The organism is Pseudomonas sp. DW-iso17, assembly GCF_058725345.1.
On the sequence record NZ_JBZXEA010000011.1, the window covers coordinates 164,768 to 185,266 of the forward strand.

Here is a 20,499-nt window from a genome sequence, read left to right on the forward strand (position 1 = left end):
CTTTTGCTACCAAGGCCGGATAAACACTGAGGGCTCACTCTAGCCGCGCGGCCAAAAAAGCAGAAGTGACGTGGGTGCCCTCATTGTGCCAAAGACCAGGAAGCCGACTAACGGTAAGGCCCTGTAGCCCGCGGTTCACGGGCAACATGGCTTTTTGGCATTCCTCTGACGCCAATAAATTGCCAGCAATTGTTTAACAATCTCACCCGCACCGCCTATAAAGAACCTGGAAGGCCCTTTGGGCCAATGCCTACACCCTCTGTAAAAAGGCCAACACCATGATCGACCTTTCCACCTGGAACCTGAGCATCCCGGTCGGCTCCCCACCCACGACCATTGAAACGCCAAGGCTGATGAGCGGCTTCAACGATCAATACTTCCAGGCCGAAGGCAGCGATGTGCAGTTCTGGACGCCTGTGACGGGCTCGCGCACCGAAAACGCCATCTACCCACGCAGCGAATTGCGTGAAACCTACGCCGACGGCCGCCTGCGTAACTGGACCTACCCCGAAGCCGACAACTTCCTGCGCGCCACCCTCACCGTCAACCAGGTGCCCTCCTCCGGCAAGATCGTGATCGGCCAGATCCACGCCTACGACAGCCAGAAACCGTTGATCAAGCTGGAGTACCAATTCAAGGAGAAAACCCAGACCGGCAACATCGTCGCCAAAGTGCGCATGCGCCCGGACGAAGCCGAAAGCCAGGTGATCATCGTCGCCTCCAATGTGCCACTGCAGAAGAGCTTCACCTACGTGATCAACCTCAACAAAGCCGGGCTGCTGAGCGTGTATGCCGCCGACAGTGAGTGGAATGAACGCATAGGCGCGGCCTGGGGTGACAAGCCGTTGTACTTCAAGGCGGGGGTGTACGTGCAGGACAATTCGGGCGACACCAATGAGGGCGCGCGGGTGACGTTTGCGAAGTTGGATATTGATCATGAGTGAATCGTCCCGTGAGACACCGGATTTTTCCCAGATAAATCCAAAGTTTTAAACACACCGCCGCCCCCTGTGGGAGCCGGGCTTGCCCGCGATGGCGGCACATCAGCCACTATCCTAGGCGCCTGACACACCGCCATCGCGGGCAAGCCCGGCTCCCACATTGACCGTGCATCGGCTTCAAGGTCCGGTGTGAGTCCTACAGCACCGTTGCGGCCAGCCACATCGCCGCTTATAGTTCGCCCCGTCGCTGGCATTGATCGGCGATAGGGTTTCGCAGCCCTAACGATACGTGTGTAACCAAGCATCATGAATACAACGATGAGCGCTTCGGCGCCCGTCGTCTGTTTAATGGTGGCTGTGTGTGGGAGACCTTCGGGTCTGCCGGGTTCCTCGTATCCTCGGTCTGCGAACCTGCACACAGCTACCACCCACTTCGTTTCGCAGCGAATGGCGGTAGTCCTTTTCAGATACGAGGAATATTTGCCATGACCCAACAGCTTCCACCCCGCCGCTTTAGCCCCTGCACAGAAACCGCCACCGACTACCCCGTGCTGCTGATCGACAGTGAAGCCCCACTGCTCGAACTCCACGCCTGCCTGCGCGAACGTCTCAACGCCGCTCTGGAACACCTGAACCTGATGGCCTGCTCCAGCCTGCCGGACTTTGCCGAGCGCGACCTGAACAATATGGCCAATACCGCCCGCATTCTGGTGCAGGACGTGAGTGATGTGTTTCGGGTCATTGAACACCGTGGTTTCGGCGCTTCATCTGCAAGTTGATTAAATGGTGTCCATAAAAAAGCCCGCATCGCTGCGGGCTTTTTATTAACACTTGAGGCTCAGTTCACCTTAGCGTTCAACTCACCTTTCAAATACCGCTGGTACATCGCTTCCAGTGAGATCGGCTTGATCTTCGAAGCATTACCCGCCGTACCAAACGCTTCATAACGTGCAATACACACATCACGCATCGCCGTCACAGTGGCGCCGAAGAATTTACGCGGGTCGAACTCGCTCGGGTTGGTGGCCATCAGGCGACGCATCGCACCGGTGGAGGCCAGGCGCAGGTCGGTGTCGATGTTGACCTTGCGCACGCCGTACTTGATGCCTTCAACGATTTCTTCAACCGGTACGCCGTAGGTTTCTTTGATGTCGCCGCCATACTGGTTGATGATCGCCAGCCACTCTTGCGGTACCGAGGAAGAACCGTGCATCACCAGGTGGGTGTTGGGGATGCGCTTGTGGATTTCCTTGATGCGGTCGATGGCCAGCACGTCGCCGGTAGGCGGCTTGGTGAACTTGTAGGCGCCGTGGCTGGTGCCGATGGCGATAGCCAGGGCGTCGACCTGGGTCTTCTTGACGAAGTCGGCGGCTTCTTCCGGGTCGGTCAGCATCTGGCTGTGATCCAGCACGCCTTCGGCGCCGATGCCGTCTTCTTCGCCGGCCATGCCGGTTTCAAGCGAACCCAGGCAGCCCAGCTCGCCTTCAACCGAAACGCCGCAGGCGTGGGCCATGGCCACGGTTTGTTGGGTCACGCGTACGTTGTACTCGTAGTCGGTTGGGGTCTTGCCGTCCTCACCGAGGGAGCCGTCCATCATCACCGAGCTGAAGCCCAGTTGGATCGAGCGCTGGCACACGTCAGGGCTGGTGCCGTGGTCCTGGTGCATGCACACCGGGATGTGCGGGAATTCTTCGATGGCAGCGAGGATCAGGTGACGCAGGAACGGGGCGCCAGCGTATTTGCGCGCACCGGCCGAAGCCTGGACGATCACTGGGGAGTCGGTCTTGTCAGCGGCTTCCATGATGGCGCGCATCTGCTCAAGGTTGTTGACGTTAAAGGCTGGGACGCCGTAGCCGAACTCGGCTGCGTGGTCCAGCATTTGACGCATGCTGATAAGTGCCATTGTGTTGTCTCTCCCGGTCGAGGGTCGTTAATCGTGCAAGCCTGCCGTAGCGGCGGCTGCTATTCAAGTTATTGCAGATCAAGGGGTTGAGCCTTGTGCTGCTGAATCGTTATTGCTGTTGGGTTCAGTTGGCTTTGCAGCCGCGCCCAATCAAATCATCCGTCGCCACCCAGTACACCAGGCCTTCCTCACCCTTGGTGTGAAACGCCAACTGGCCGTCGCTGTACAGCACGCCGGAGGCGGCTACCTCTTGCTTGAGACGGTAAACCTGGTCCGAACCGCCGAGGCGTACATCCACTTCGGAACGGGCCTGGTTGGCAAAGCGCCAGTTGACCTCGGCCTTGCTGTCGCAGGTCCAGGTGGTCCATTTGTCGGCTGGCTCTGCCTTGTTGAACAGGTTCATGCTGCTGCAGCCGGCCAACAGGGCCAGAGCTGCCAGGGCGAAAACGCCTTTCATTGCCAATCCTCGCAGGGAGGCCTATGGGCCGCCGTTGCTGTCGGTTAGTGGATCAGACCCGTCATGGGCAACCCTGTTCCTGACCGTTGGGCGCGGAGTCGTATTTCTCCAGCCGTTCGTTGCCGATGCGCTTGTTGATCACCGGCATGGTCTCGGCTTGCCAGTCAGCCTGGTAACAGCTTTTTCTCAACGGTGCCTTGGCATTATCCGCCTCGGGCGCCGCGCTGGGTGTGCTGCCGCAGCCGGCCAACAGGCCCGCTGCGATCACCAGTGCCAACGACTTGATCATGGGAACGCTCCTTTTCCTGATCACGCGAGCCTTAACCTTTGGCTCGGGTTTCCAGCACTTCCACGGCTGGCAACACCTTGCCCTCGACGAACTCGAGGAAAGCGCCACCACCGGTAGAAATGTAGGAGATCTGATCAGCCACACCATATTTATCGATTGCCGCCAGAGTATCGCCACCGCCAGCGATGGAGAACGCCGAGCTTTCAGCGATCGCTTTAGCCAGCACTTTGGTGCCGTTGCCGAATTGGTCGAACTCGAATACGCCCACCGGGCCATTCCACAGGATAGTCTGGGATGCCTTGAGCAGCTCGGCGAAGTTGGCTGCCGTTTGCGGGCCGATGTCCAGGATCATGTCGTCGTCGGCCACGTCAGCGATAAGCTTGACGGTCGCCGCGGCGCTTTCCGCGAATTCCTTGGCAACCACCACGTCCACCGGCAACGGCACGCTGACCTTGGCGGCGATGGCGCGGGCGGTGTCGAGCAGGTCTGGCTCGTACAGGGACTTGCCCACCGGGTGGCCGGCAGCAGCCAGGAAGGTGTTGGCAATGCCGCCGCCGACGATCAGTTGGTTGCAGATCTGGCTCAGGCTGTTGAGCACGTCCAGCTTGGTGGACACCTTGGAGCCGGCAACAATGGCCGCCATCGGTTGGGCCGGAGCGCCCAGGGCCTTGCCCAGCGCATCCAGCTCGGCAGCCAACAACGGGCCCGCCGCGGCGACCTTGGCGAACTTGGCCACGCCGTGGGTCGAACCTTCGGCGCGGTGGGCGGTGCCGAACGCGTCCATCACAAACACGTCGCACAGGGCGGCGTATTGCTGGGCCAGTTCGTCGCTGTTCTTTTTCTCGCCCTTGTTGAAGCGCACGTTTTCGAACAGCACGATATCGCCGGCTTTCACGTCCACGCCGCCCAGGTAGTCTGCGACCAATGGCACGTCACGGCCCAGGGCCTTGCTCAGGTACTCGGCGACCGGCTTGAGGCTGTTTTCGGCAGAGAACTCACCTTCGGTCGGGCGACCCAGGTGGGAGCAGACCATCACGGCCGCGCCTTTTTCCAGGGCCAGCTTGATGGTCGGCAGCGAGGCCAGGATTCGCGCATCGCTGGTGACAACACCGTCCTTGACGGGGACGTTGAGGTCTTCGCGGATCAGTACGCGCTTACCTTGCAGATCGAGGTCGGTCATCTTCAACACGGTCATGGGTCGCAGTTCCTGAATTACTGTTGAGGTTGTTTAGAAGCGATGTGCAGATAGTGTTCGGCAACATCCAGCATGCGGTTGGCAAAGCCCCATTCGTTGTCGAACCAGGCCAGAATGTTCACAAGCCTGGGGCCGGAAACGCGGGTCTGGCTGGCATCGACAATCGCCGAATGCGGGTCATGATTGAAATCGCAACTGGCGTGGGGCAGCTCGGTGTAGGCCAACAGACCTTTGAGCGGGCCGCTGGTGGCGGCGTCGCGCAGGATCCGGTTGACTTCGGCCGCGTCAGTGTCACTGACGGTTTGCATGGTGATATCCAGGCAAGACACATTCACCGTCGGCACCCGTACGGCTTTGGCCTGGATTCGCCCGGCAAGTTCCGGCAGCAGTCGCTCGATGCCACGCGCCAGGCCGGTGGACACCGGAATCACTGACTGGAACGCCGAACGCGTGCGCCGCAGGTCTTCGTGGTGATAGGCGTCGATGACCGGCTGGTCGTTCATCGCCGAGTGAATCGTGGTGATCGACACGTAATCCAGGCCGATCGCCTGGTCCAGCAGGCGCAGCAACGGCACGCTGCAGTTGGTGGTACACGACGCGTTGGACACCAGCAGCTCATCGCCGGTCAGGCAGTCCTGGTTGATGCCGTAGACAATGGTGGCGTCGACATCCGCCTCGCTGGCCATCGGCTGGGAAAACAGCACACGCGGTGCGCCGGCGTCGAGAAAACGCTGGCCATCGGCACGGGTGTGATAAACACCGGAGCATTCCAGCACCAGGTCGACGCCCAGTGCTTTCCAGTCGATGCCTTCGGGGGTGGCACTGCGCAACACTTGCACGCAGTTGCCATTGATATGCAGACAATCGCCTTCAACCCGCACTTCGCCAGGGAAACGGCCGTGGGTGGAGTCAAAGCGTGTCAGGTATTCGATGCTGGCCATGTCGGCCAGATCATTGATCGCGACAATTTCAAACCCGGCCGCCGCCCCTCGCTCGAACAGAGCACGCAAGACGCAACGACCAATGCGGCCGTAGCCGTTGAGTGCAACTTTGTAGGGACGCGGTTGGGGCATGGGGTTCTCGATCAAGGTTAGTTCAGTGATGAATGTACTGGCGCCATCGCGGGCAAGCCCGCTCCCACAGTGGACCGCGATCCAAATGTGGGAGCGGGCTTGCCCGCGATGGCGCCAGTACAGACAACGCAGACTGACTTAGTCTTCCAGCAACTCTTCAGCCTGACCCAGGATGTTTTCCAGGGTGAAACCGAACTCTTCGAACAAGGCTGGCGCCGGTGCCGACTCACCGTAGGTGGTCATGCCGATCACGCGGCCTTCCAGGCCCACGTATTTGTACCAGTAGTCAGCGTGAGCCGCTTCGATGGCGATACGCGCACTGACCTGCAACGGCAATACCGATTGCTTGTAACCGGCGTCCTGGGCTTCGAACACGCTGGTGCAGGGCATGGACACAACGCGCACGTTGCGGCCTTGCTCGGTCAGCTTGTCGTACGCCTGAACGGTCAGGCCCACTTCGGAACCGGTGGAGATCAGGATCAGCTCCGGCTCGCCGATGCAGTCCTTGAGCACATAACCGCCACGGCTGATGTCGGCGATCTGCGCGTCGGTACGCACCTGGTGTTGCAGGTTCTGACGCGAGAAGATCAGCGCCGAAGGGCCGTCCTTGCGCTCGATGGCGTGCTTCCAGGCCACAGCGGATTCCACCGCGTCGGCTGGGCGCCAGCAATCGAGGTTCGGCGTGGTACGCAGGCTGGTCAGTTGCTCGACCGGCTGGTGCGTCGGGCCGTCTTCGCCCAGGCCGATGGAGTCGTGGGTGTAGACGTGGATCACGCGCTTCTTCATCAGCGCCGCCATACGTACGGCGTTACGTGCGTATTCCATGAACATCAGGAAGGTCGCGCCGTAAGGCACCAGGCCACCGTGCAGGGACACGCCGTTCATGATGGCGCTCATGCCGAACTCGCGCACGCCGTAGTACATGTAGTTGCCGCTGGCGTCTTCGGCAGAGACACCTTTGCACCCCTTCCACAGGGTCAAGTTGGAACCGGCCAGGTCAGCCGAACCGCCGAGGAACTCAGGCAGCAACGGGCCAAAGGCGTTCAGGGTGTTCTGGCTGGCTTTACGGCTGGCGATGGTCTCGCCCTTGGCCGCGACTTCAGCGATGTAGGCCGAGGCCTTTTCCGAGAAGTCGGCAGGCAGGTCACCGGCCAGGCGGCGTACCAGCTCGTTGGCCAATTCCGGGAATTCGGCGGAGTACGCAGCGAAACGCTGGTCCCACTCGGATTCAGCCGCCAGGCCTTTTTCCTTGGCATCCCATTCGGCGTAGATATCGGCCGGGATTTCGAACGGGCCGTGGTTCCACTTCAGTGCTTCGCGGGTCAGGGCGATTTCCGCGTCACCCAGTGGGGCGCCGTGGCAGTCTTCTTTACCCTGCTTGTTCGGCGAGCCGAAACCGATGGTGGTCTTGCAGCAGATCAGGGTTGGCTGCGCGCTCTTGCGAGCGGTGTCGATGGCGGTCTTGATCTCTTCCGGATCGTGGCCGTCGACATTGCGGATCACCTGCCAGTTGTAGGCTTCGAAACGCTTAGGCGTGTCGTCAGTGAACCAGCCTTCGACTTCGCCGTCGATGGAGATGCCGTTGTCATCGTAGAAGGCGATCAGCTTGCCCAGGCCCAGGGTGCCGGCCAGGGAGGCGACTTCGTGGGAAATGCCTTCCATCATGCAGCCATCACCCAGGAATACGTAGGTGTGGTGGTCAACGATGTCGTGGCCAGGGCGGTTGAACTGCGCGCCCAGGACTTTTTCCGCCAGGGCGAAACCAACCGCATTGGCCAGGCCTTGGCCCAGGGGACCGGTGGTGGTTTCCACGCCTGGGGTGTAGCCGAACTCCGGGTGGCCCGGGGTACGGCTGTGCAGCTGACGGAAGCTCTTGAGGTCGTCAATGGTGACGTCGTAGCCGGTCAGGTGCAGCAGCGAATAAATCAGCATCGAGCCGTGGCCGTTGGACAGCACAAAGCGGTCACGGTCGGCGAACGACGGGTTGCTCGGGTTGTGTTTCAGGTAGTCACGCCAAAGTACCTCGGCGATATCCGCCATGCCCATCGGGGCACCGGGATGGCCGCTGTTGGCTTTTTGCACGGCATCCATGCTGAGGGCACGAATGGCGTTGGCACGCTCACGACGGCTGGGCATCGCTGATCTCCTGGAGTTTGCTTATAAAGAAACGGAAAAAAGGACCGGCATTTTCCCTCAGCCACCGCCTGCGGGCAATGACAGATAGTTACTTGTGGGCGTTTTTCCTGTGCTTTGGGCACCAATCCCTTGCAGAAACCTTTAACCGGTTCGTCTAAAGGTTATAGCGACGGCTTATAACCGCCACTTATCGATCAATATCAAAACTTTTTGATATTGGCCTTGCGGGGATCTACACCCGTCACTAGACTGCTGGCCTTATGAACCTACCCGTGCCCTCCCTGCGTCCTGATGACGGCGATGAACTGGCTGCCTTGTGCAAGGCCGCTGGCGATCCGTTGCGCTTGAACGTACTGCGTGCACTGGCCAACGATTCTTTCGGGGTACTGGAGCTGGCGCAGATCTTCGCCATCGGCCAGTCCGGCATGAGCCACCATTTGAAGGTGCTGGCCCAGGCTGACCTGGTGGCTACCCGTCGCGAAGGCAATGCGATTTTCTACCGGCGTGCCCTGCCCCATACCGAACTGCTTGGCGGCAAATTGCACGCTGCCCTGCTCGACGAAGTGGATAACTTGTGCCTGCCCGGCGATGTGCAATCGCGCATCGGCCAGGTGCACGGACAACGCGCCGCCGCCAGCCAGGATTTTTTCTCACGGGTGGCCGACAAGTTTCGCGCCCAGCAGGATCTGATCGCCGGCTTGGCCCAGTACCGCGAAAGTGTACTGGCGCTGCTGGACAAGCTGAGCTTCAGTGAAGAGGCCACGGCCTTGGAAGTCGGCCCTGGCGACGGCGGTTTCCTGCCCGAACTGGCGCGTCGCTTCGAGCAGGTCACCGCGCTGGATAACAGCCCGGCGATGCTTGAACTGGCGCGCCAACTCTGTGAGCGCGAAGCCTTGGGCAATGTGCGCCTGCAGTTGGCCGACGCCCTGAGTGACACCGGCCTGCGAGCCGATTGCGTGGTGCTGAACATGGTCTTGCACCATTTCGCCGCCCCGGCAGAAGCTCTCAAGCAAATGGCCGGGTTGCTGCACCCCGGCGGTAGCCTGCTGGTTACGGATTTATGCAGCCACAACCAGAATTGGGCCAAGGAGGCCTGCGGTGATCTCTGGCTAGGTTTTGAACAGGACGATCTGGCCCGTTGGGCCACCGCTGCGGGACTCGCTCCCGGGGAAAGCCTCTATGTAGGTTTACGTAATGGTTTCCAGATTCAGGTCCGCCATTTTCAGCGACCGGCTGGCGACACTCACCATCGGTAAATATCAGGAAAACATCGAGATGAGCGAATACTCCCTTTTCACCTCCGAGTCCGTGTCTGAAGGGCATCCGGACAAAATCGCCGACCAGATTTCTGATGCGGTGCTGGACGCTATCATCGCTGAAGACAAGTTCGCCCGTGTGGCGTGCGAGACGCTGGTGAAAACGGGCGTGGCGATCATCGCCGGCGAAGTTACCACCACTGCCTGGGTCGACCTGGAGCAGATCGTGCGTGACGTGATCACCGACATTGGCTACAACAGCTCCGACGTCGGCTTTGACGGCGCAACCTGCGGTGTGATGAACATCATCGGCAAGCAGTCCCCGGACATCAACCAGGGCGTTGACCGGGCCAAGCCTGAAGACCAGGGCGCCGGCGACCAGGGCCTGATGTTCGGCTACGCCAGCAACGAAACCGACGTACTGATGCCCGCGCCGATCACCTTCTCGCACCAGCTGGTACAACGCCAGGCCGAGGCGCGTAAATCCGGCGTACTGCCATGGCTGCGCCCTGACGCCAAGTCCCAGGTGACCTGCCGCTACGAAGGCGGCAAAGTGGTGGGCATCGACGCCGTCGTACTGTCGACCCAGCACAACCCGGACGTGTCCTACGCCGACCTGCGTGAAGGCGTGATGGAGCTGATCGTCAAGCACGTGTTGCCTGCCGAGCTGCTGACCAAGGACACCCAGTTCCACATCAACCCGACCGGCCAGTTCATCATCGGTGGCCCCGTGGGCGACTGCGGCCTGACCGGCCGCAAGATCATCGTCGACAGCTACGGCGGCATGGCCCGTCACGGCGGTGGTGCATTCTCCGGCAAGGACCCGTCCAAGGTTGACCGCTCTGCCGCTTACGCCGGTCGTTATGTGGCCAAGAACATCGTGGCTGCCGGCCTGGCCGAGCGCTGCGAAATCCAGGTTTCCTACGCCATTGGCGTCGCCCAGCCTACTTCGATCTCGCTGAACACCTTCGGCACCGGCAAGATCAGCGATGACAAGATCGTCAAGCTGGTGCGTGAGATCTTCGACCTGCGCCCTTACGCGATCACCACCATGCTCGACCTGCTGCACCCGATGTACCAGGAAACCGCAGCCTACGGCCACTTCGGCCGCACCCCGGCGCAGAAGACTGTGGGTGATGACACCTTCAGTACCTTCACCTGGGAAAAAACCGACCGCGCCAACGACCTGCGTACCGCCGCCGGCCTGTAATCGTTCGCGGTAAATAGAGCCCCGCCAGGTCTGCCTGGCGGGGCTTTTTGTTGCCTGCAGGGCCTCTTCGGGCTTTTTTGGATCCAAGGCTTGCAGGCAAAATGATGGCCCACTAGAATCCGCGCCCTCTCGGGCCCTTCACCTTATTTGGATATTGCACTGCGCCCGCCCGGGATGGATAAGCGCGCAGGCAATCGAACATTGAGGTTTTCATGCGCATTTCCACGCTCGCCCCTGCCGCCCTTCTGCTAAGCCTGTTCACCCTGTCGGCCCAGGCCGCTGACCTGAACGCGCTGAGCGGCGCCCTGAGTGCCCAGCTCGGTGGCGGCAACGCCGGCGACTGCCAGCAGCAACCCAAAGACCTGCAAGCCAAGATCGACGCGGCCAATGCCAAGAACGATCTGTTGAAAGTGCGGGCATATGAGGCTGCGCTGGAGCAGGTCAACAAAGCTTGCAACAAACTCGCCGACAGCCAGGCAAAAGTCGACGCCAAGCAGCAAAAACAGCAGGCCAAGGCTGAAAACAACGACGCTGTGAAGGCCTTGGGCGGCCTGTTCAAGTAAACAGAAATACCCGGTAAAAAGCCCCGCTCGGTCGGGGCTTTTTTGTGGGCGCGTGGATCACTTAGGCTGGGCGCCCCCTTTCGAGCAAGGATGCTCATGATGCACGTATTACTGGCTGCTCTCATAAGCGCCCTGCCAGCCTGGGCCTGGGCCGAAGCCTGTCCGGATAACGTTCACTTGCAGTTGGAAACCCTGTCCAGGCAAATCCAGCAGTGGGACGACAGCTACCATCGGCAGGGCCAATCCCTGATCAGCGATGAACTCTACGACCAGGCCCGCAAGCGCCTCGCGCATTGGCAAGAATGCGCCCGCCAGCAGCCCCCCAAGGCTGATAACCCGCTAGCCAGTGCGCGCGGCACCCTACGTCACCCGGTCGCGCACACCGGTCTGCAAAAGCTGCCGGGCGAGCCTGCCGTCAGTGACTGGCTTAGCACACGCCAGGATGTATGGGTCCAACCCAAGGTCGATGGCGTCGCGGTGACCCTGGTGTATCGCCAAGGCCGCTTGCACCAGCTCATCAGTCGGGGCGACGGCCTGCTGGGGCACGACTGGTCAGCCTCCGCCGCCAAGATCCCCGGCATTGTCCAACAGTTGCCCGACGCCGTTGACGTGGTGCTGCAAGGCGAACTCTATTGGCGCCTCAATCACCATGTGCAAGCGCTCAAGGGCGGGCTCAATGCACGCAGTAAAGTGGCTGGCCTGATGAACCGTCGCCAATTGAGCGACGCCGAGGCGGCAGGGATCGGCCTGTTCGTCTGGGCATGGCCCGACGGCCCGAAGGACTTCACCGAACGCCTGGCCACCCTGGCGCGCTGGGGGTTTAGCGACAGCCAGCAGTACAGCCAACCCGTCGCTTCCATTAGCGAAGCTGCGCATTGGCGCACGCACTGGTACAACGCGGCATTGCCTTTCGCCAGCGATGGCGTGGTGCTGCACCAGGCTGCGCGAGCGCCCGCCGAGCGCTGGCAAGCCAGTGCGCCGTATTGGTCGGTTGCCTGGAAGTACCCTGCCATCAAGGCCCTGGCCCTGGTACGCAATGTCCACTTCAGGGTGGGGCGCACCGGGCGCATTACTCCAATCCTCGAACTGGAACCCGTGCGGCTGGATGATCGGCAGATCAGCCGGGTCAGTGCCAGTTCCCTGAAACGCTGGCAAGCCCTGGATATCCGCCCCGGCGATCATGTGTCGATCAGCCTGGCGGGCCAGGTGATACCGCGACTGGACGAGGTGATCCTGCGCAACGAGACGCGCGTGGACCTGCAGGTACCCGACCCTCAAGACTTCCACGCTTTGAGCTGCTGGCAACTGGACCCCGGCTGCGAAGATCAGTTGCTCGCCCGCCTCACCTGGCTGAGCGGCAAACACGGCCTGGCCTTACCCCATATGGGCCGTGAAACCTGGAACGTATTGATTCAGGCCGGTCTAATCGCAGGCTTTCTCGATTGGTTGACCCTGGATGCGGCCGAGCTTGCTACCATTGAGGGCTTAGGCGAGCGGACCCGTGCGCGGGTGCTCGACAGTATTCAAAGCGCCCGGCAACGCCCTTTTTTACAATGGCTCCGCGCCTTGGGCATACCGCCAGCGGCGCGCAACAACCTGGAAGGTAACTGGCAGACGCTGGTCGCCAAAGACCCCCAAGCCTGGCTGGCCTCAGACGGCATTGGCCCGGGACGCGCGGCGCAACTCAGCGCTTTTTTTCGCGACCCGCAGGTACAAGCCTTGGCTGAAACATTACGCGTAGCCGGGATAGATGGGTTTTGAACACCCCCGGCCACCTGATTGCGAACTTGGAGCTTTATATGAAATTTCTCGCCCCCTTTGCCTTGCTGACCGTCGCAAGCTTCATGGCCACGCCACTGTTGGCCGCCGAAGACGTACAACCCCTCACCGGCTGCGCCGCCAAGCGCCAGGCCATCAGCAGCCAGATCGAACAGGCCAAGGCCCACGGTAACCGCGCCCAGCAGGCCGGTCTGGAAAAAGCCTTGGACGAAGTCACTACCCACTGCACCGATGCCGGCTTGAAGAAAGAACGTGAAAACAAGGTGCTCGACGCCAAGCACGAAGTCAGCCGCCGTCAGGCCGACCTCGACAAGGCTATGAAAAAAGGCGACCCGGACAAGATCAACAAACGTAAGGAGAAGCTGGCCGACTCGCGCAAAGAGCTGCAAGACGCGGTGGAAGAACTTGATCAGTAAAACCGGTCAATGATCGCGGAACTGTTTATGGCAGGCGCTGCAGGCATCTTCAACTTTTTGCACCGCAGGTTGCAGGCTGCTGGCCTTGTAGGGCTGCACTTGGCTGGCGATCACCAATTCACCGGTGGCCGCCTCAAGATCGCGGGCCAATTGTTGGAACTGCGCCTGTTTTTGCCACACATCATCTTTGGCACTGGTGTGGTCTTCTTCGCGCACGCTCGGGAAATGCTTCCACGGCTCATGGGACAACGCATCCAGTTTGACCGCACCCTCGGCGAACTTGGCGCCGTCAAATGGGATACGCCCGCGCAGCATCCCGCCCAGGTCTTCACCAGTCTTGAGCATCTGCTTGAAGATCGCCTTGCGCTGGCCCAGGGGGGAATTGGGATCAACACCGCCACAGGCAGACACTACCAGGCAGGCCAGCAATACAACGGTCAATTTTTTTAACATCATCATGGCTTCAAGGTCACGGGAAACGGCGGCCAGTATCCTCGCACCGCCCGCAAAGACCAATAGCCCTATTAATAATAAGGGTTGCCCGAATGCAGTGAAGCACGGGCAATCGTTTCAGGAATTGCTTGCATGAATGTCACCTTCAAACCCTGGGGCCGGCGCCTGGCGTGGGCTCTGCCAATGTTCGCGCTACTGGCCGGCTGCGATGCCGGTAAAGACGCCGGCAAAGAAGCTGCCCAGGAACCCACCAAACCTCACGCCGTTGCCACCTACGTGAGCGCACCGTGGGAAGCCTTGCCGAGCGTTTCCGACAGCGACTTGCTCGCCGGCTTCGAATCCTGGCGCAGCGCCTGCCAGCGCCTCAAGGCCGACCCGATCTGGGGCCCGACCTGCGCGGCAGCGACCAGCGTTCCGGGCGATGCCGTGGCGGTTCGTGGCTTTCTCAAGGAACACCTGGATGTCTTCGGCCTGCGTTCGGCGGACAACACGCCAAACGGCTTGATCACAGGTTATTACGAGCCGGTCTACCCCGGCAGCCTGACCAAGACCGCCACCGCCCACGTGCCGGTATACGGCGTGCCGGACGACCTGATCATCGTCAACCTCGACAGCATCTACCCGGAACTCAAGGGCAAGCGCCTGCGCGGGCGCCTGGAAGGTCGTGTGCTCAAGCCGTATGACGACGCCAGCACCCTCAACAGCCAAGGCTCCACCGCCAAGCCGATCGCCTGGCTGACCGACCCGATGGACCTGCAATTTCTGCAGATCCAGGGCTCGGGGCGTATTCAACTGGCCGGTGGGCGCCAACTGCGTGTGGGTTACGGCGACCAGAACGGCTACCCGTACCGCCCCATAGGCCGTTGGCTGGTGGAACAAGGCGAACTGAAAAAAGAAGACGTGACCATGGCCGCCATCAGCGCCTGGGCCAAGGCCCACCCGCAGCGCATTCCAGAACTGTTGGCGAGCAACCCCAGCTACGTATTCTTCAGCGCCCGCCCCGACAGTAACGAAGGCCCGCGCGGTTCGCTGAACGTGCCATTGACCGCCGGCTACAGCGTGGCGGTGGATCGCAAGGTGATTCCGCTGGGCAGCCTGTTGTGGTTGTCGACCACCAAGCCGGACGGCACGCCACTGGCACGCCCGGTCGCCGCGCAGGACACCGGCGGCGCAATCACCGGCGAAGTGCGCGCAGATCTGTTCTGGGGCACAGGCAATGCCGCAGGCGAGTTGGCGGGAAACATGAAACAGCAAGGGCAGATCTGGATGCTGTGGCCCAAAGGCGCGGCGTTGCCACAGGTGCCGGATGCGCCTGCCGGCACCTGACAACCTCTGATAGTCAATGTGGGTGGGGGCTTGCCCTGATCCCAGCCAGTTATCGCAAATCCCCTGTGGGAGCGGGCTTGCCCGCGAAGGCGGTGTGTCAGTCAGTGCATCTGTTACGGCACGACCGCTTTCGCAGGCAAGCCAGCTCCCACATTTAATTGATCAACAGCAGGGCTTGCTCCCTCCCGCATAGCGACGGCGTCATCCCTCAGATCGAGACGAAGAAGAAACTCGCAATCAACGCCATACCCACGGCCCACACCAGCGAACGCAAGATCGCCCAGTCCGCCAGGTAGCAAATGATGTACAGCAGGCGGCTGGTGATAAACAGCACTGCCAGCACGTTGATCGTCACCAGTTCGGCGTTGCCGGCCAGGTGCGCAATGATGACTGCGGCGGCAAACGCCGGGGTCACTTCGAAACTGTTGAGTTGCGCGCTATGAGCACGCTTGGCGACGCCTTCCAGGCTCTCGAGGAAGGCACGCGGGTCGTGGTTATCCCGTGGCCCGAACTTGCCTGTACTGAACTTGGCCACACCGGTGCAGATGTACGGCAGAAAGATTGCGATCAATACACACCATAAAGCGACTGTCATCACCGATTCCTTTTAGTTTTATCCGACGGTTAGAGTTTCATCACCAACATGCCAATCAACACCAACCCACAGGCTATGAGCCGTGGACGGCCAAAAGGTTCTTTCAAGTAACGCATACCGAACAGCACCACCAGAATCACACTGACTTCGCGCAGCGCGGCGGCTTCGGCAATCGAGCCCAACTGCATGGCCCAAAGTACCAAAGCGTAGCTCAACAACACGCATAACCCCACGCTCAACCCCAACCGCCACTGGGTGCGCCAGAACAGGCTGAAGGCTGCACGCTTGCGCACCAGCGCCAGTAGCGGATACGGCCAGGCGCTGATCAGCGTCAACCACACCAGGTAATCCAGCGGGTGCGACCAGCGCCGCAACGCCTGCCCGTCCAAAAAGGTGTAACAGCCAATGCACAGGCCGATCAGCAACACCACGGGTAGCATCGACCAGGGCAACCGGTCACCGCCGCCGCCCTGCCACAACAGGCACACCATACCGAACGGGATCAGCAGAATCCCCAGGATTTGCTGGTTACTCAGCACTTCGCCGGCAAACACCAGGGTCAGCACCAGCACCACCAGCGGCGACAAACCGCGCATCAACGGATATACCAGGCCCAAGTCACCCACCCGATAGGCCTGGATCAACAAATAGCGATAGAGCAATTCAAACAGCGCCGAGGCAACGAGCCACGGCCAGAGTTCCAGCGGCGGCAAAGACACGAACCCCACCGCCAATACCACGAACAGCAGCGCCACACTGTCCATGCAAGCGATGACTAAAAGGCGCTCGCCACTGAACTTGATCAAGGTGTTCCACGTCGCATGCAACAGCGCCGCTACCAGCACCAGGGCTGTCGCTACCACCAGAACCTCCTTAATTGATACGTCATGTAACAGCACCTGTTTATACTAAACCCCGATTCGACGCACCCCGTGCGCCTATATTTCCCTGCTCCAAGGACCCCGGATGCTTGAACTTGTCGCCGCTTTCATCTGCCTCACCACCCTGCTCACTTATGTGAACTTCCGTTTTATCGGCCTGCCGCCCACCATCGGCGTGATGGTCACCGCACTGCTGTTCTCGCTGATCCTGCAAGGCCTGAGCGTGCTCGGCTACCCAGGCTTAGAGGAACGCGTCCAACAGCTGATCGGCCAGATCGACTTCGGCGATTTGCTGATGAACTGGATGCTGTCGTTCCTGCTGTTCGCCGGCGCCTTGCACGTCAACTTGAACGACTTGCGCAGCTACCGCTGGCCCATCGGCCTGCTGGCAACCTTTGGCGTGTTGATCGCCACCGTGGTGATCGGCAGTCTGGCGTACTACATCTTCGCCCTGTTTGGCTGGCACGTGAGCTTCCTTTACTGCTTGCTGTTCGGCGCGCTGATTTCCCCCACCGACCCCATTGCGGTGCTCGGCGTGCTGCGGACCGCCAATGCCTCCAAACCGCTGAAAACCACCATCGTCGGCGAGTCGCTGTTCAATGACGGCACCGCCGTGGTGGTGTTTACCGTGCTGCTGGGCATCGCGCAGTTGGGTGAAACACCCACCGTGGGCGCCACGGCCATGCTGTTTGCCCACGAAGCCATTGGCGGCGTGCTGTTTGGCGGGCTGATCGGCTACCTCGTGTACCTGATGATCAAGAGCATCGAACAGCACCAGATCGAAGTCATGCTGACCCTCGCCCTGGTGATCGGCGGCTCGGCCATGGCTTCGGAGCTGCATGTGTCCGCACCGATTGCCATGGTGGTCGCGGGGCTGATCATCGGTAACCTGGGACGCAAGCTGGCGATGAACGACATGACGCGTCGCTACCTGGACGGTTTCTGGGAATTGCTCGATGACATGCTCAACGCGCTGCTGTTTGCACTGATCGGCATGGAGCTGCTGCTATTGCCATTCAACTGGCTGCACGTGTTCGCGGCCAGCCTGCTGGCGGTGGCGATCCTGCTCTCGCGCCTGCTGACCGTGGCCCCGGCGATCCTGTTGCTGCGCCGTTGGCGCTCGGTACCACGCGGCACTATCCGCATCCTCACCTGGGGCGGCCTGCGCGGCGGCGTCTCGGTGGCATTGGCCCTGGCCCTGCCCCTGGGCCCTGAACGTGACTTGTTGCTGAGCATCACCTATATCGTGGTGCTGTCTTCGATCCTGTTGCAGGGGTTGACGATCGGTCGCGTTGTCAGCCGCGTTACTGGGCCGCAGTAACCGCGCCGCGCAACACTTCAAGTAGGTGCCGCATCGCCAGTGGACGGCGCGGTGTCGAGCCGTACATGACTACCAGCTCGCGCGCATAGCACTGCGGGTTGCCGGCCGGTAACACACTGATGCCGTTGGAGGGCATGCCCGCCCACTGCGGCACCAGCGAAACCCCCATCCCTTGGGCGACCAGCATCAGGATAGTTTCCAGCGCATCCAGCTCACATAGCACCTCTGGGTCGAAGGACTGTTCATCCAGAAAGCGCTGGGCAATCTGACCGCCCCAGGAGCGTGCGTCATAGCGGATGAATGGGCGTTCACGTAACAAGGCAGCCAGCGCCTGCGCACCCCACTGGGCGGGCGCAACCAGAATCAAGGGTTCGGCACGCAGCAAGGCCATCGACAAGGCTTTGGGCGGTTGAAACGGCGGCCGTACCAGTATCGCCGCATCCAACTCCTGGTTGAGTAACTTCTCATAAAGGCTTCTGGAGTCGCCGGGTGTGATCTTCAGCCTCAGCTTGGGTGCTGACATTGTCAGACGCTCGATCACCCCCGGCAAGACGCCGGTCAGCGCCGTGGAAATGGCCCCGATTTTAATTTCCCCCGATAACTCGTCCTGGCTCAGATGCTCCTGCAGCTGGCGCGCCTGTTCAATAACTGCCTGGATTCTGGGCAAGAGCAGCAAGCATTGATCCGAAGGCCAAGCGGCATGTGCCGTGCGCGTGAGCAGCGTACAACCCAGCGTGCGCTCAAGCGCCTTGACCCGCAGGCTGATCGCCGCAGCACTACGATTTTCACGGCGCGCAGCGGCGGCTATCGACCCGGTTTCAATGACAGCGACCAGGCTCCTCAGGAATCGAACATCCATAAGTTTTCCTTTCGCTCAGACCAAGGCAAACCCGTTTTACCTTGGCGGCATCGCCTGTTTAACCTGACAGTTCCCCATCTGGAGAACCAGCCATGAACAGACCCTTTCACGCTGCATACCATGTTTATGACTTAGACGAGGCGCGCATTTTTTATCGAGATGTTTTGGGTTGCACCGAGGGCCGGTGCAGCGAGACCTGGATCGACTTCGACTTTTTCGGCAATCAACTTTCACTGCACCTCGGTACGCCCTTCCCAACCACACGCACCGGCCTGGTCGGTGAGCACCAGGTACTGATGCCACACCTGGGCGTGGTGCTGCCACTTGATGAGTGGCTGACGCTTGCCGAGCGCCTCACCCGCCTGGGCACGCGCTTCGAGATTCCACCCGTGACCCGCTTTGCTGGCGAACCGGGCGAGCAGCGCACGATGTTTTTTCTCGACCCCAGCGGCAACCCCATCGAAGTGAAAGGGTTCAAGCACTTCGAAGGGTTGTTCGCCCCGTAAATCCCTGACACTCACAACAATAAGGGACACCCCCATGACCACTAGAAAACCCACCAGTCTTATCACTCGCATCATGATCGGCCTGGCTGCCGGGATAATCGTCGGCCTCCTGCTCAATCAATTCCCCGAGCAAAAAACCTGGTTCATCGACAATCTGCTGCAACCGGCTGGCGACCTGTTTATCAAGCTGATGAAGATGATCGTCGTTCCCCTGGTATTTGCCTGCATGACCGTCGGCATCGCCGGCATGGGCAACCCGTCTGCCCTGGGTCGCGTCGGCCTGAAGACCTTCGTGTACTTCTTCACCATCACCAGCATTGCCATCGTCTTCGGGCTGTTGGTTGGCAATGTGGTGCAGCCCGGCTCGGGCGCCGAATTCGGCAGCACGCTGCAGGCACCGGCGACGGGACTGGCCTCCAGTGGCACCCCACAGAACCTGGGCCAGGTACTGCTGGCGATCGTGCCGGATAACATCGTCCTGGCCATGTCACAGGGCAAACTGCTGTCGGTGCTGTTCTTCGCGATCCTGTTCGGTTGTGCCTTATCGTTGTTGCCCGAGGAGCGCAAAGCGCCCTTGATCAGTGTGATGCAAGGCGTCTCCGACACCATGTTCAAAGTCACCCACTTGGTCATGCATTACTCGCCGATAGGTATTTTCGGCCTGATCGCGGTCACCGTCGCCAGCTTTGGCCTCAGTGCGTTGTTGCCGCTGGCCAAACTGATCGGCACGACCTATGTCGCGGTGCTCTTATTTGCCCTGTGTGTATTGGGTGCAGTGGCACGCTTGGCCGGCGTCGGCTTTTTTCACCTGGTGCGGGAAATACGCAGTGAACTGCTGCTGGCCTTCAGCAGTGCCGCCTCGGCGACGGTCATGCCTCAACTGATCGAGAAGATGGAGCGCTATGGCGCGCCACGGCCCATTACCAGCATGGTGATCCCACTGGGGTACTCGTTCAATCTGGATGGTGCATCGCTGTTTGCCGCACTCGGCACGCTGTTCATCGCCCAAGCGTATGGCATCGACTTGAGCCTGGCGGATCAAGGCATGCTGGTCTTGATCATGGTGCTGACATCAAAGGGCGCGGCGGGCGTGCCAGGCTTCATGTTTATCATCCTGACCGCGACGTTGACCGCGGCCGGGCTTCCCGTGGAGGGTGTGGCAATCATCGCGGGCATCTATCGTCTGATGGATATGCCCGTCACAGCCCTAAATGTACTGGGCAACGCATTGGCCCCGCTGGTAATTGCTCGCTGGGAAGGTCAGCTCAAGGCACCCGACAGCACGCTGGCCTGCGAACCTCCCAGCGTGCCCTTCAAGGCCTGACGCGTCAGCCAGGGTA

Annotated in this window: 21 protein-coding genes; 11 read left to right on the forward strand and 10 right to left on the reverse strand. The window is 60.6% G+C overall.

Annotated features, from left to right (window positions below):
• Nucleotides 1-278 precede the first annotated feature (278 nt).
• Both AC4PS6_RS08620 and AC4PS6_RS08625 read left to right on the forward strand, forming a co-directional pair.
• The gene (locus AC4PS6_RS08620) at nt 279-944 is read left to right on the forward strand and encodes a polysaccharide lyase family 7 protein (protein ID WP_014720275.1); all 666 of its coding nucleotides are present in this window, start codon (nt 279-281) and stop codon (nt 942-944) included.
• A 482-nt stretch (nt 945-1,426) separates the two neighbouring features.
• On the forward strand, nt 1,427-1,720 hold the full coding sequence (locus AC4PS6_RS08625; protein WP_020301872.1) for a hypothetical protein: 294 nt from the start codon (nt 1,427-1,429) through the stop codon (nt 1,718-1,720).
• 59 nt (nt 1,721-1,779) lie between these two features.
• Here the strand turns inward: AC4PS6_RS08625 and fba are convergent, their stop codons facing one another.
• The 6 genes from fba to tkt all read right to left on the reverse strand — a co-directional run bounded on the left by fba (nt 1,780) and on the right by tkt (nt 7,994).
• A complete protein-coding gene (gene fba / locus AC4PS6_RS08630; RefSeq protein WP_003177554.1) occupies nt 1,780-2,844 on the reverse strand; it encodes a class II fructose-bisphosphate aldolase in 1,065 nt (354 codons plus the stop codon).
• Nucleotides 2,845-2,968: 124 nt separating this feature from the next.
• On the reverse strand, nt 2,969-3,301 hold the full coding sequence (locus AC4PS6_RS08635; protein ID WP_014720277.1) for an MliC family protein: 333 nt from the start codon (nt 3,299-3,301) through the stop codon (nt 2,969-2,971).
• Nucleotides 3,302-3,362: 61 nt separating this feature from the next.
• Nucleotides 3,363-3,590 (reverse strand): hypothetical protein, encoded by a 228-nt coding sequence (locus tag AC4PS6_RS08640; protein ID WP_003194953.1) that lies wholly within the window; start codon nt 3,588-3,590, stop codon nt 3,363-3,365.
• 31 nt (nt 3,591-3,621) lie between these two features.
• Entirely contained in the window at nt 3,622-4,785 is a 1,164-nt protein-coding gene (locus AC4PS6_RS08645; RefSeq protein ID WP_003194956.1) for a phosphoglycerate kinase, read from the reverse strand.
• A gap of 17 nt (nt 4,786-4,802) precedes the next feature.
• On the reverse strand, nt 4,803-5,858 hold the full coding sequence (gene epd, locus AC4PS6_RS08650) for an erythrose-4-phosphate dehydrogenase (protein ID WP_003194958.1): 1,056 nt from the start codon (nt 5,856-5,858) through the stop codon (nt 4,803-4,805).
• A 138-nt stretch (nt 5,859-5,996) separates the two neighbouring features.
• Entirely contained in the window at nt 5,997-7,994 is a 1,998-nt protein-coding gene (gene tkt / locus AC4PS6_RS08655) for a transketolase (RefSeq protein ID WP_019817446.1), read from the reverse strand.
• Nucleotides 7,995-8,254: 260 nt separating this feature from the next.
• On the opposite strand from tkt, the gene AC4PS6_RS08660 reads away from it, so the two are divergent.
• The 5 genes from AC4PS6_RS08660 (at nt 8,255) to AC4PS6_RS08680 (ending at nt 13,218) form a co-directional block, all read left to right on the forward strand.
• Nucleotides 8,255-9,250, forward strand: coding sequence for an ArsR/SmtB family transcription factor (locus AC4PS6_RS08660; protein WP_336826818.1), 996 nt, complete (start codon nt 8,255-8,257; stop codon nt 9,248-9,250).
• Nucleotides 9,251-9,269: 19 nt separating this feature from the next.
• Nucleotides 9,270-10,460 (forward strand): methionine adenosyltransferase, encoded by a 1,191-nt coding sequence (gene metK / locus AC4PS6_RS08665; RefSeq protein WP_003194964.1) that lies wholly within the window; start codon nt 9,270-9,272, stop codon nt 10,458-10,460.
• 212 nt (nt 10,461-10,672) lie between these two features.
• Nucleotides 10,673-11,023: a DUF1090 family protein gene (locus AC4PS6_RS08670; protein WP_014720281.1), complete on the forward strand. Its 351-nt coding sequence runs from the start codon at nt 10,673-10,675 to the stop codon at nt 11,021-11,023.
• A gap of 96 nt (nt 11,024-11,119) precedes the next feature.
• Nucleotides 11,120-12,784 carry an NAD-dependent DNA ligase LigB gene (gene ligB, locus AC4PS6_RS08675; RefSeq protein ID WP_014720282.1) on the forward strand — a complete coding sequence of 555 codons (1,665 nt, stop codon included), beginning with the start codon at nt 11,120-11,122 and terminating at the stop codon, nt 12,782-12,784.
• A gap of 38 nt (nt 12,785-12,822) precedes the next feature.
• Nucleotides 12,823-13,218: a DUF1090 domain-containing protein gene (locus AC4PS6_RS08680; protein WP_014720283.1), complete on the forward strand. Its 396-nt coding sequence runs from the start codon at nt 12,823-12,825 to the stop codon at nt 13,216-13,218.
• A gap of 6 nt (nt 13,219-13,224) precedes the next feature.
• On the opposite strand, the gene AC4PS6_RS08685 is transcribed toward AC4PS6_RS08680, so the two are convergent.
• Nucleotides 13,225-13,674 carry a c-type cytochrome gene (locus AC4PS6_RS08685; RefSeq protein WP_032902296.1) on the reverse strand — a complete coding sequence of 150 codons (450 nt, stop codon included), beginning with the start codon at nt 13,672-13,674 and terminating at the stop codon, nt 13,225-13,227.
• A gap of 129 nt (nt 13,675-13,803) precedes the next feature.
• On the opposite strand from AC4PS6_RS08685, the gene mltA reads away from it, so the two are divergent.
• Entirely contained in the window at nt 13,804-14,997 is a 1,194-nt protein-coding gene (gene mltA / locus AC4PS6_RS08690) for a murein transglycosylase A (protein ID WP_133633518.1), read from the forward strand.
• 208 nt (nt 14,998-15,205) lie between these two features.
• Here the strand turns inward: mltA and AC4PS6_RS08695 are convergent, their stop codons facing one another.
• On the reverse strand, nt 15,206-15,592 hold the full coding sequence (locus AC4PS6_RS08695; RefSeq protein ID WP_014720286.1) for an MAPEG family protein: 387 nt from the start codon (nt 15,590-15,592) through the stop codon (nt 15,206-15,208).
• A 29-nt stretch (nt 15,593-15,621) separates the two neighbouring features.
• The gene (locus tag AC4PS6_RS08700) at nt 15,622-16,455 is read right to left on the reverse strand and encodes an EamA family transporter (protein ID WP_058410806.1); all 834 of its coding nucleotides are present in this window, start codon (nt 16,453-16,455) and stop codon (nt 15,622-15,624) included.
• Nucleotides 16,456-16,558: 103 nt separating this feature from the next.
• Here AC4PS6_RS08700 and AC4PS6_RS08705 point away from each other — a divergent pair, with 103 nt between their 5' ends.
• Entirely contained in the window at nt 16,559-17,794 is a 1,236-nt protein-coding gene (locus AC4PS6_RS08705) for a cation:proton antiporter (protein WP_014720288.1), read from the forward strand.
• Here the strand turns inward: AC4PS6_RS08705 and AC4PS6_RS08710 are convergent.
• On the reverse strand, nt 17,778-18,653 hold the full coding sequence (locus tag AC4PS6_RS08710; RefSeq protein ID WP_020301866.1) for a LysR substrate-binding domain-containing protein: 876 nt from the start codon (nt 18,651-18,653) through the stop codon (nt 17,778-17,780). The genes AC4PS6_RS08705 and AC4PS6_RS08710 overlap by 17 nt on opposite strands.
• A 92-nt stretch (nt 18,654-18,745) precedes the next feature.
• On the opposite strand from AC4PS6_RS08710, the gene AC4PS6_RS08715 reads away from it, so the two are divergent.
• Both AC4PS6_RS08715 and AC4PS6_RS08720 read left to right on the forward strand, forming a co-directional pair.
• On the forward strand, nt 18,746-19,159 hold the full coding sequence (locus tag AC4PS6_RS08715; protein ID WP_014720290.1) for a VOC family protein: 414 nt from the start codon (nt 18,746-18,748) through the stop codon (nt 19,157-19,159).
• A gap of 34 nt (nt 19,160-19,193) precedes the next feature.
• The gene (locus AC4PS6_RS08720) at nt 19,194-20,483 is read left to right on the forward strand and encodes a cation:dicarboxylate symporter family transporter (protein WP_256204039.1); all 1,290 of its coding nucleotides are present in this window, start codon (nt 19,194-19,196) and stop codon (nt 20,481-20,483) included.
• The last annotated feature ends 16 nt before the right edge of the window (nt 20,484-20,499 follow it).